The 9,750-nt window shown below is 59.6% G+C and carries 10 protein-coding genes and 1 pseudogene; 7 read left to right on the top strand and 4 right to left on the bottom strand.

Annotated features, from left to right (window positions below; all coding sequences use genetic code 11):
• Positions 1 to 59: 59 nt before the first annotated feature.
• Positions 60 to 263: a DUF3126 family protein gene (locus ACQZ6J_RS26410; RefSeq protein ID WP_047633271.1), complete on the bottom strand. Its 204-nt coding sequence runs from the start codon at positions 261 to 263 to the stop codon at positions 60 to 62.
• 124 nt (positions 264 to 387) lie between these two features.
• Positions 388 to 1,251, bottom strand: a complete 864-nt coding sequence (gene cysE / locus ACQZ6J_RS26415) for a serine O-acetyltransferase (RefSeq protein ID WP_163985886.1) — start codon at positions 1,249 to 1,251, stop codon at positions 388 to 390.
• Positions 1,252 to 1,326: 75 nt separating this feature from the next.
• Between cysE and ACQZ6J_RS26420 the strand changes: the two genes are divergently transcribed.
• A complete protein-coding gene (locus ACQZ6J_RS26420; protein ID WP_449086292.1) occupies positions 1,327 to 2,127 on the top strand; it encodes an enoyl-CoA hydratase-related protein in 801 nt (266 codons plus the stop codon).
• An 8-nt stretch (positions 2,128 to 2,135) separates the two neighbouring features.
• Here the strand turns inward: ACQZ6J_RS26420 and ACQZ6J_RS26425 are convergent, their stop codons facing one another.
• The gene (locus ACQZ6J_RS26425) at positions 2,136 to 2,921 is read right to left on the bottom strand and encodes an alpha/beta fold hydrolase (protein ID WP_163985888.1); all 786 of its coding nucleotides are present in this window, start codon (positions 2,919 to 2,921) and stop codon (positions 2,136 to 2,138) included.
• Between the two features lie 201 nt (positions 2,922 to 3,122).
• Between ACQZ6J_RS26425 and ACQZ6J_RS26430 the strand changes: the two genes are divergently transcribed.
• Both ACQZ6J_RS26430 and ACQZ6J_RS26435 read left to right on the top strand, forming a co-directional pair.
• Positions 3,123 to 3,368, top strand: coding sequence for a zinc-finger domain-containing protein (locus ACQZ6J_RS26430; RefSeq protein WP_047633459.1), 246 nt, complete (start codon positions 3,123 to 3,125; stop codon positions 3,366 to 3,368).
• Positions 3,369 to 3,396: 28 nt separating this feature from the next.
• Positions 3,397 to 4,560, top strand: a complete 1,164-nt coding sequence (locus ACQZ6J_RS26435) for an FAD-dependent monooxygenase (protein ID WP_449086293.1) — start codon at positions 3,397 to 3,399, stop codon at positions 4,558 to 4,560.
• On the opposite strand, the gene ACQZ6J_RS26440 is transcribed toward ACQZ6J_RS26435, so the two are convergent.
• Positions 4,561 to 5,751: a cystathionine beta-lyase gene (locus ACQZ6J_RS26440; protein ID WP_449086294.1), complete on the bottom strand. Its 1,191-nt coding sequence runs from the start codon at positions 5,749 to 5,751 to the stop codon at positions 4,561 to 4,563.
• A 373-nt stretch (positions 5,752 to 6,124) separates the two neighbouring features.
• On the opposite strand from ACQZ6J_RS26440, the gene ACQZ6J_RS26445 reads away from it, so the two are divergent.
• The 4 genes and pseudogenes from ACQZ6J_RS26445 to ACQZ6J_RS26460 form a co-directional block, all read left to right on the top strand.
• The gene (locus tag ACQZ6J_RS26445; protein ID WP_163985891.1) at positions 6,125 to 7,150 is read left to right on the top strand and encodes an amino acid ABC transporter substrate-binding protein; all 1,026 of its coding nucleotides are present in this window, start codon (positions 6,125 to 6,127) and stop codon (positions 7,148 to 7,150) included.
• A gap of 93 nt (positions 7,151 to 7,243) precedes the next feature.
• Positions 7,244 to 8,434 (top strand): amino acid ABC transporter permease, encoded by a 1,191-nt coding sequence (locus ACQZ6J_RS26450; protein ID WP_449086295.1) that lies wholly within the window; start codon positions 7,244 to 7,246, stop codon positions 8,432 to 8,434.
• Position 8,435: 1 nt separating this feature from the next.
• Positions 8,436 to 9,590, top strand: coding sequence for an amino acid ABC transporter permease (locus ACQZ6J_RS26455; protein WP_163985893.1), 1,155 nt, complete (start codon positions 8,436 to 8,438; stop codon positions 9,588 to 9,590).
• Between the two features lie 19 nt (positions 9,591 to 9,609).
• Positions 9,610 to 9,750: pseudogene (locus tag ACQZ6J_RS26460) on the top strand (amino acid ABC transporter ATP-binding protein); the annotation flags it as partial.

The raw sequence follows: 9,750 nt of genomic DNA on the forward strand, positions 1-9,750 counted from the left end.
GGGCCGCATTTCAATGAAACACGGCCCGGCAATTCGATCGCGAATTGAGATCGGCGGAATTAAAGATCGACGTCCAGGATAGCCATCGAAAAATTATAGGAGCGGTCGCCGTCTTCGTCGTCTATATAGACGACGCCCAGAAACTCTTCGCCAAGGTAGACTTCCGCCGAATCGTTCTTGCGCGGGCGGGCTTTCACCACGATCTGCGGGTTGAACGTGCGTTTGAAATAGGCGTCGAGTTTCTTGATTTCTTCAGGCTTCACAATGCTTCTCCGTGAGGATCTCGGTTGGCCGCTTCTTGCATAGGAAAAGCGGCAGTGTAAAGACCGGAACCGCGCATACTTCCCCAGCGACAGCGCAAGCCTCCGAAAGTCAGGCTGGTTTCCCCTAGATTCCGGCACCCATGATCTGATCCACGACCAATTGTTCGGCAAGGAGCTGGTCCATCGAACGGGACGGCTCGGAACAGCCAGCTTCGCCGACGACCTTGGCCGGCACGCCGGCAACGGTCGTCTTCGCAGGCACTTCCTTCAGCACGACGGAGCCGGCGGCAATGCGCGAGCAATGGCCGATCTGGATATTGCCGAGAATCTTGGCTCCGGCGCCGATCAATACGCCATGGGCGATCTTCGGATGGCGGTCGCTGCCTTCCTTGCCGGTGCCGCCAAGCGTGACCCCGTGCAGGATCGAAACGTTGTCGCCGATCACGGCCGTTTCACCGACGACGAGGCCGGTGGCGTGATCGAGGAAGATCCCCTTGCCGATGCGTGCGGCCGGATTGATATCCGTCTGGAAGACGCTGGAGGAACGGCTCTGCAGATAGAGCGCGAAATCGCGGCGGCCGCGATTATAGAGCCAGTGCGCGAGACGATGCGTCTGCAGCGCATGGAAGCCCTTGAAATAGAGCACAGGCTCGACGAAACGCAGGCAGGCGGGATCGCGATCGTAGACCGCCTGGATGTCGACCCGGAGAATCGATCCCCATTCAGGCCAGTCGCCAAGCATCTCCTCGAAGGTCTGCCGCAACAAAATGGCCTGCATGTCGGGGTGGTCGAGACGCTCGCAGATGCGATAGATGACGCACTCTTCCAGCGAACGGTGATTGATGATCGTCGAATAGAGGAAGGCGGCAAGCAGCGGATCCCGCTCGGCAGCGGCGCGAGCCTCCTCGCGCATGCTGTCCCAGATAGGGTCCATGACCTTAACTGCGCCCAAGCCCTCCAAGGGGCGAATGTCCGTTGCTGCGACCATTGGCGGTCTCCCGATTTTCTGTCAGGGGTGCATTATATAGAATAAATGCCACACAAGACAAATGGTTGGTCGCCCATGAATTTCGATCATGACTTTGCCGGCGGTCTCATTCGCGCGACGTGCCGAGATATGATCGGCACGATCACCATCAACAACCCCGACCGAAAGAATGCCGTGACGGCCGCCATGTGGCGCGCGATCCCGCAGGCCGTGCGCATTCTGACCGATGAAGCGCATGCCCATGTGATCATCCTGCGCGGCACCGACGCGGATTTTTCGGCGGGCGCCGATATCCGTGAATTCGACACCGTGCGCAAGAACTCCGAAACGGCGGTCGTCTATGAAGCCCTGAACAGCCAGGCTTTCGAGGCTATCCGCCACTGCCGCGTGCCGACGATCGCGGCGATCCGCGGCATCTGCTATGGTGGAGGCTTCGGGCTGGCGGCCGCCTGCGATCTGCGGATCGCCGAACGGGGCGCGCGATTTTCCGTGCCCGCCGTTCGCCTCGGCATCGCCTACCCGGCCGACGCCGTGCAGGATATCGTCAACGCGCTTGGAGCCCAGATGGCCAAGGTCGCCTTGTTTACCGGTGCGCCCATGTCGAGCGAGAAGATGGTTGCTGCCGGCTTTCTGCTGGAGGAAATCGAGGCGACTGCTTTCGAGGACGAGATATCCGCCCTCGCCCATGCGATCGCCGTGAACGCGCCGATCGCACTGCATGCCTCGAAACTCGCGATCCGCGCCGTCATCGAGCAGGATCGCGACCTATTGCGCGAGGCGGAGGTGATCGGCGCCGAGACCTTCGACAGCGCCGACTATATCGAGGGCCGCGCCGCCTTTGCCGAGCGGAGAAAGCCGCTTTTCACCGGTAAGTGACCCGCGGCCTAACGCTTGTCGAGCCGCTGATAGAACTCAAGAACCGCCGCCTTGAAGATCTTGTCGCCGACGGCGAGCATATGGTCGCGGTTCGGAATGTCGATTGCCTTGGCATTCGGCATCAGCGCCGCGAGTTCCTGTCCCGAACCGGCAATATCGTCCTTGGTGCCGACGGCGATCAAAGTCGGCGCTTCGATCCTCGCCACATCCTCCCTCGAGGCCAGATCGCGCGAGCCCTGGATACAGGCGGCCAGCGCCTGCCGGTCGCTTTTCGTCTGCTCGGCAAAGGCGCGGAACATGCGCCCGCGGGCATGGGTGACATCGTCGAGCGACGGCGCAACCAGCGCATCCGCAATCGGATCCCAGTCGCCGACACCTTCGACCATGCCGATGCCGAGGCCGCCCAGCACCAGCGAGCGGACGCGATCCGGATGCGCGATCGCCATGAAGGTCGCAACCCGCGCACCCATGGAATAACCCATGACATGGGCTTCGGCTATGCCCAGATGGTCGAGGAGAGCAACGGCGTCCTCGGCCATGATCCAGGGATGGTAGACATCGGCATCGTAAAGCTTGTCGCTGGAGCCGTGGCCGCGGTTATCGATGGCAATCACGCGATAGCCCGCGTCGCCGAGCGTCTTGAGCCATCCCGGATTGACCCAATTCGCAATCGCGGTCGACGCGAATCCGTGAATCAGCAGTACCGGCGGGCCGCTCGGATCACCGTCATCGAAAAAGGCGAGCTTCAATCCGTTTTTGACAAAATGAGATATGGGGGGAGCATTCAAATTCATGGCTTCGTCTTTACAAACCGGGTCCTGTTGGCGCCGGACCATATTTTATCGGCGATATCAAATGAACCCTACGCCCGCGAAAATCTCTGCATCAAGCAGGACTTTCGCACTACACAATCAGCAAGAAGAATTATAAAGAGGGGCTACCAAGTCTGGCGCAACATTCATGCCCCTTACGGCAAGACGCATTCGGAGATCATCATGGCCGGCCACAATATTCCCCATTTCCAGAACGACGGCGGACATCGCGTCATCGAAATCGGCGTGAAGGAATTCATGTGCACCGGCGCCTCGGTCCCCTACGATCACCCGCATATCTTCATCGATATCGGCGACGAGAGCGAGAAGGTGTGCTCCTACTGCTCGACGCTCTACCGCTACAATCCGTCGCTGAAGGCGGACCAGACCAACCCAGCCGGCTGCGTCTTCCACTTCAAGGCGGCGTAACGCCATAGCGTCCGATCGGACATAAAGAATGCCGATCAAAACAGCCGCAATCATCGGCGCCGGAATAGCCGGATTGACGGCGGCGCTGGCGTTGGCGAGGCATGGCATCGCATCCGAGATTTTCGAGCAGGCGGACGTGCTGACCGAAGTCGGCGCCGGCCTGCAGATCTCACCGAACGCCTCCCGTATCCTCGACACGCTCGGCGTACTCGATACACTTCGGCCGGTCTGGCTGGAGCCCGAAGAAATCCGGCTTGTCTCCGGCTCGTCCCTACGACCGATCGCATCCGTTCCCTGCGGAATTTTTGCCCTGCAGCGATGGGGCGCGCCCTATGGAACCGCGCATCGCGCGACCTTGCAGAAGGCGCTCCTCGATGCCGTGACAGCCAACGCGCTCTGCAAGCTGCATCTCGGCCGACACATCGACATCAAGAACAAGCAGGCGCTGGAGGAGATTGCCGGAAGGAAGCTCGATATCGTCATCGGGGCCGACGGCGTATGGTCGAAGGCGCATGCCATGGTGCCCGGAGCTCCCTCGCCGCTGTTTTCCGGCAATATTGCCTGGCGCTTCTCCATTGCCGAAACGCAGGCTCCGGCAATGCTGGAGAAGACAAGCGTAACGGCGTTCCTCGGCCCATCCAGCCATCTCGTCTGCTATCCCATCCGGGAAAATGCGGCGTTCAATATCGTCGCTATCGTTTCCGGATTCAGTTCCAGCCGTGACTGGGGCGTTGCCGGCAACAAAGCGCAGCGCGAGCAGATGCTGCGCGGCTTTTCCGGCTGGAACGGTGCGATCCGTCGAATGCTGGAAGCCCAAGAACAGGCGAGCTTCTGGCCTCTCTACGAGATGAAGGCCGGGCGATGGCACAACGGCAGCGATACTATTCTGATCGGCGATGCCGCGCATGCGATGATGCCGTTTGCCGCGCAAGGGGCAGCCATGGCGATCGAGGACGCCTTCGAACTTGCTGGGATGCTTGCGGCGCACTCGCCTGTCGAAGCCTTCGAGCTTTATGAAAAGCGCCGGGCACCACGGATTGCGCGCCTGAAGCAGCGCGCCGCCTTCAATCAATTCGCCTATCACGCCCGCGGCCCGGTCCGCATCGCGCGCAATCTCGTTCTCTCCCTTCGTCCGCCGCAAAGGCTCGCGGCGGATATGGACTGGATTTACGGCTATCGCGCGATCGGCTGATTACGCCTGCCGGACGGCAGCAAAGCCCTTTTCGATATCCGCCTTGATATCGGCGACATCTTCCAGACCGATCTGCAGGCGGATGACAGGGCCCTCTTTCGGAGCCTTGGTGACGCGACGGTCGTTGAGGTTGACCTGCAGGGCAAGGCTTTCAAAGCCGCCCCAGGAATAGCCGAGGCCGAAAATACGCAAGGCATCGAGGAAGGCGTGCGCCTTGGCCTTGAACTTCTGCGGATCGTCGACGGCGAGGACGAACGAGAAGATCCCGCTCGCTCCCTTGAAGTCGCGCTTCCAGATCGCGTGGCTCGGGAAGCTCGGCAAGGCCGGATGCAGCACCCGGGCGACGTCCTCCCTGCCCTCGAGCCATTGGGCGATGGCAAGCGCACTCTCCTGATGGCGCTCCAGGCGTATGCCCATGGTGCGCAAACCGCGCAGCACCTGATAGGCATCGTCCGGCGCGCCGCAGATGCCGAGCTGGCCGTGCGCGTCGAGCAACCGCCCCCAGTGCGCCTCATTGGCCGAAACGGTTCCCATCACGATATCGGAATGGCCGGCCGGATATTTCGTCACCGCATGAATGGAAACGTCGACGCCGTGATCGAGCGGCTTGAAATAGAGCGGGGTCGCCCAGGTGTTGTCCATGGTCACGACGCAGCCGTGCCGGTGAGCCGCCGCGGAGATTGCCGGAATATCCTGCATCTCGAAAGTGTTGGAACCCGGTGCCTCGGTGTGGACCAGCCTGGTGTTCGGCTTGAACAACTGTTCGATGCCGGCGCCGACCAGCGGATCGTAATAGTCGACCTCGATGCCGAGGCGCTTCAGCATGGTGTCGCAGAAGAAGCGTGTCGGCCCGTAGACCGAATCGACGATCAAGGCGTGATCGCCGGCGGACAGATAGGCGAGAAACGGCACGGTGACCGCCGCAAGCCCGGACGGCACGATGACCGTTCCGGCCGATCCCTCCAGCGCGTCCATCGCCTCGCACAGCGCATCCGTCGTCGGCGTGCCGCGCGTGCCGTAAGTGTACTTCTGATCATGCGTCTCCATCACGCGCGCATTGGGAAACAGCACCGTCGAGGCATGCACTACGGGGGGATTGACGAAGCCGTGGAAATCAAAGGGCGAATTGCCGATATGGGACAAACGCGTGTTGATGCCGGCGTTCTGCAGGAATGTGTCTTTGTCTTTCATGTCCGGATATGCCTTTGGCGCTGTAGGAAGCTGGATTTGTGGCGGCCAAGTCCAGTGGGGTCAACCCCGCTCGTCCCAACATCACATATTATTAGAAGGCTAAACTAACAAAAATAGCGACAGAAACCCCATTTTCGCGCAGTTTTTTGGCAAAATACCGCTCATTTCGACGCCAAATGCCCATTTTTCGACCGCGTCGGGCAAAAATGCCGAATAAATCCGCAATAATCTGGGCGATCTCTTGACCGTTACACCATTTGCGACTGTGATAGGACCAGTCGCACCGGGAAAGGGAAGGAGCGCGGTTCTCCAGGAACCTGCTTCGGGAGCGATAAATTTTAACTATAAAACAAATAGAAAAAGGTTGGGAAAGATGAAAAAGTTTGCTCTCTCCGCATTTCTCGGAGTCGCAGCATTGGCTTACACCGCGTCGGGTGCCTCTGCCTCGACGCTGAGCGATGTAAAAGCCAAGGGCTTCGTTCAGTGCGGCGTGAATACGGGCCTTCTCGGCTTCGCACAGCCAGATGCCTCCGGCAACTGGGCCGGTTTCGACATCGACTTTTGCAAGGCCGTAGCTTCTGCCGTATTCGGCGATCCGACCAAGGTGAAGTACACCCCTCTCAGCGCCAAGGACCGCTTCACCGCGCTGCAGTCGGGTGAAATCGACGTGCTGTCTCGTAATACCACCTGGACCATCAACCGTGACACCGCACTCGGCCTCAAGTTCCGTCCCGTCACCTATTATGACGGCCAGGGCTTCATGGTTCGCAAGGAACTGAACGTGAAGTCGGCGCTCGAGCTTTCCGGCGCAGCCATCTGCGTGCAGTCCGGCACGACGACCGAGCTCAACCTCGCCGACTACTTCAAGACCAACAACCTTCAGTACAATCCGGTCGTCTTCGACAAGCTCGAGGAAGTCAACACCGCCTATGATTCAGGCCGTTGCGACGTTTACACGACCGACCAGTCCGGCCTCTACGCACTGCGCCTGACGCTGAAGAACCCCGACGACAACGTTGTTCTGCCCGAAATCATCTCGAAGGAGCCGCTTGGCCCGGCCGTTCGCCAGGGTGACGACCAGTGGTTCAACATCGTCAGCTGGGCAGCCTATGCACTCGTGGACGCTGAAGAATTCGGCATCACGCAGAAGAACGTCGATGAGATGAAGAACTCTGCGAACCCGGATATCAAGCGCTTCCTCGGCGCCGAACAGGGCTCCACCATCGGTACCGATCTGGGCCTGACCAACGACTGGGCCTACAACATCATCAAGGGCGTCGGTAACTACGGCGAAGTCTTCGACCGCAACATCGGCGCAGGCAGCCCGCTGAAGATCTCCCGCGGCATCAATGCGCTGTGGAACAAGGGCGGCATCCAGTACGCGCCTCCGGTCCGCTAAGCGACACGCCCAAATTTCGGAGAAAGGCGGCGAACCGCCTTTCTCACCTCAAGAAAACAAGCCTGAAACAGGCACATTGGGGAAAAACTCTGTATGGCAATCACTACGAATTCGCCTGAAGGCGAGCGCTCATCCATATCGGCGCTGTACGACCCCAAAATCCGGGGCATCGTCTATCAGGCCCTTACCATTCTCATTCTTGCGGGTATCGGCTGGTTCCTCATCCGCAATACCGCTCGCAATCTGAGCGACTTGAACCGCTCCTTCGGTTTTGGCTTTCTCGAAGGTCGCGCTGGCTTCAATCTGGGCCAGGCTCTCATTCCCTATTCCAGCGACTCCACCAATTTAGACGCATTGATCGTCGGCGTCCTCAACACCCTCCTCATTTCGGTCGTGGGCATCGTCGCAGCGACGATCGTCGGCTTCATCATCGGCATCGGCAGACTTTCGAACAACTGGCTGATCGCGAAGCTTTCGCAGGCATATGTCGAACTCTTCCGCAACATCCCGCCGCTGCTCGTCATCTTCTTCTGGTACAGCGGCGTTCTGGTGTTGCTGCCGCAGGCACGCGATGCCGTGCATCTGCCGTTCTCGAGCTACCTCAGCAATCGCGGCCTCGCCTTCCCCAGCCCGATTTTCGGCGCCGGCATGTGGGCCGTGGGGATTGCTTTTCTCATCGCCATAGCCGCGGTGTTTTTCGTGGCGCGCTGGGCCCACAAGCGCCAGGCGGCGACCGGCCAGCAATTTCATACGATCTGGGTATCGATCGGCATATTGATCGGCCTGCCGTTGATCGTTTTCCTGGTGACGGGCATGCCGCTTTCCTTCGACTATCCGGTCGCCGGCAAGTTCAACCTGACCGGCGGGACGGTCGTGGGGCCGGAGTTCATAGCGCTTCTCCTTGCCCTTTCCCTCTATACCGCAACTTATATCGCCGAGATCGTGCGCGCCGGCATTCGCGGTGTCGCGAAGGGGCAGTCGGAAGCGGCGGGCGCGCTTGGCCTTCGGGCCTCGGTCATCACCAGGCTTGTCGTCATCCCGCAGGCGATGCGGATCATCATTCCGCCGCTGACGAGCCAATATCTCAACCTCATCAAGAACTCCTCGCTCGCCATCGCCATTGGTTATGCCGATCTCGTCGCCGTCGGCGGCGTGATTCTCAATCAGTCCGGCCGTGCCGTCGAAGTCGTCATCATATGGATGATCATCTATCTCGTCCTGAGCATCATAACGTCGCTGTTCATGAACTGGTTCAACGCCAAGATGGCTCTGGTGGAGAGATAAGATGGCCAGCGTAGATCAACACTTCGTCAGCAAGTCGCTTCTTTCCGCCCAACCTGCTCCCGCCAGCGAAAAGGGCGTGTGGCATTGGATGCGGAAGAACCTCTTTGCCACGCCAAAGGACATCGTTCTGACCTTGCTTGCGGTCGTCTTCCTCGTCTGGGCGATCCCGCATCTGGTCAACTGGCTGTTCATACAGGCGGTCTGGGACGGGACCGACCGCACATTCTGCGCCACGAAGGTACAAGGCGGGACGCAGCCGGACGGCTGGAACGCTGCCTGCTGGGCCTTCGTTCGCGCGAAATTCGTCGTCTTCATGTTCGGCCTTTATCCGCCGGAAGAACGCTGGCGGCCTATCCTCGTCGCCATCCTGATGGTCCTTGGCTTCGCACCGCTGCTGATGCCATCGGTTCCCAGAAAGGGATTGAATGCGATCATCGCATTCTTCGTATTGCCGGTTATCTCGTTCTTCCTGCTCCATGGCGGCTTCGGCCTCGAGACCGTGGAAACGGAGAGATGGGGCGGCCTGATGGTGACGCTGGTCATTGCCTTCGTCGCAATCGCGGTCTCCTTCCCATTCGGCATCCTGCTCGCGCTGGGGCGCCGCTCGAAATTGCCCGTTCTCCGCATGCTCTGCGTGATCTTCATCGAGATCATCCGCGGCGTGCCATTGATCACGGTGCTGTTCATGGCCAGCTACATGCTGCCGCTGTTCATGCCGCAGGGCTGGACGGTGGATAAGCTGCTGCGCGCCGTGGTCGGTATTGCGATCTTCACATCGGCCTACATGGCCGAAGTCATTCGCGGCGGTCTTCAGGCAATACCGAAGGGCCAGTTCGAGGGAGCCGACTCGCTCGGCCTTGGCTACTGGCAGAAGATGCGGCTGATCATTTTGCCGCAGGCGATCAAGCTGGTCATTCCCGGCATCGTCAACACCTATATCGGCATGTTCAAGGACACGTCGCTGGTGGCGATCATCGGGATGTTCGATCTGCTCGGCATCGTCCGCCAGAACTTCTCGGATGCGAATTGGGCCTCGGCGGTGACGCCGGTGACGGGTCTGATTTTCGCCGGCTTCATTTTTTGGCTGTTCTGCTTCGGCATGTCGCGCTATTCAGGTTTTGTGGAGCGCCATCTCGACACCGGCCACAAGCGATAAGAATTGAGGGAAATACAAAATGGCTGAAGCCCAATCGAAGAAAATGACCGTTTCCGAGACCGAGGTCGCGGTTAACATGATCAACATGAACAAGTGGTACGGCGACTTCCATGTGTTGCGCGATATCAATCTGAAGGTCATGCGCGGCGAGCGCATCGTC

The sequence above is a fragment of the Rhizobium sp. A37_96 genome, assembly GCF_053521765.1.

What these genes read in the sequence shown, in the direction of transcription:
- cysE (WP_163985886.1), bottom strand. Translation starts at nt 1,251, where the DNA reads ATGGTCGCAGCAACGGACATTCGCCCCTTGGAGGGCTTGGGCGCAGTT.
- ACQZ6J_RS26420 (WP_449086292.1), top strand. Translation starts at nt 1,327, where the DNA reads ATGAATTTCGATCATGACTTTGCCGGCGGTCTCATTCGCGCGACGTGC.
- ACQZ6J_RS26425 (WP_163985888.1), bottom strand. Translation starts at nt 2,921, where the DNA reads ATGAATTTGAATGCTCCCCCCATATCTCATTTTGTCAAAAACGGATTG.
- ACQZ6J_RS26430 (WP_047633459.1), top strand. Translation starts at nt 3,123, where the DNA reads ATGGCCGGCCACAATATTCCCCATTTCCAGAACGACGGCGGACATCGC.
- ACQZ6J_RS26435 (WP_449086293.1), top strand. Translation starts at nt 3,397, where the DNA reads ATGCCGATCAAAACAGCCGCAATCATCGGCGCCGGAATAGCCGGATTG.
- ACQZ6J_RS26440 (WP_449086294.1), bottom strand. Translation starts at nt 5,751, where the DNA reads ATGAAAGACAAAGACACATTCCTGCAGAACGCCGGCATCAACACGCGT.
- ACQZ6J_RS26445 (WP_163985891.1), top strand. Translation starts at nt 6,125, where the DNA reads ATGAAAAAGTTTGCTCTCTCCGCATTTCTCGGAGTCGCAGCATTGGCT.
- ACQZ6J_RS26450 (WP_449086295.1), top strand. Translation starts at nt 7,244, where the DNA reads ATGGCAATCACTACGAATTCGCCTGAAGGCGAGCGCTCATCCATATCG.
- ACQZ6J_RS26455 (WP_163985893.1), top strand. Translation starts at nt 8,436, where the DNA reads ATGGCCAGCGTAGATCAACACTTCGTCAGCAAGTCGCTTCTTTCCGCC.